The following is a 306-nucleotide window of genomic DNA, read 5'->3' as shown; positions in this document are numbered from 1 at the left end:
TCAAAATATTTTTTACATTTTCACAAGCTTTTCTTCTTCAATTTCTTTAGCCTTCTGAATCGCACGGTATATAGAATATCCACTTACTTCTTGGAACTCTTTATCAATTTTCTTTTCTTCTGCTTTCGATGGAACAATCTCTTTAAAACGACGATATAAACCCATTAATTCTTCTCTTACAATTCCTTTTTCATATGCTTTCTCAATCGCTTCATAAAACTTCACAATTGTAACCATTTCCTCATTTGACCAATCATAATCTAACGGATATTGATATTCCATTTCGCACCTCATTTATCATTTCTT

1 protein-coding gene is annotated in these 306 nt (G+C 30.7%); it reads right to left on the bottom strand.

Annotated elements, in window-relative coordinates:
- Window positions 1–12: 12 nt before the first annotated feature.
- Window positions 13–282: a UPF0223 family protein gene (locus MR079_RS28640; protein ID WP_000456556.1), complete on the bottom strand. Its 270-nt coding sequence runs from the start codon at window positions 280–282 to the stop codon at window positions 13–15.
- Between the last annotated feature and the right edge of the window lie 24 nt (window positions 283–306).

Source organism: Bacillus cereus group sp. BfR-BA-01381 (assembly GCF_022663555.1).
In the GTDB taxonomy this organism is placed as follows: domain Bacteria; phylum Bacillota; class Bacilli; order Bacillales; family Bacillaceae_G; genus Bacillus_A; species Bacillus_A pacificus.
This window is presented reverse-complemented; position numbering and strand designations above follow the sequence as displayed.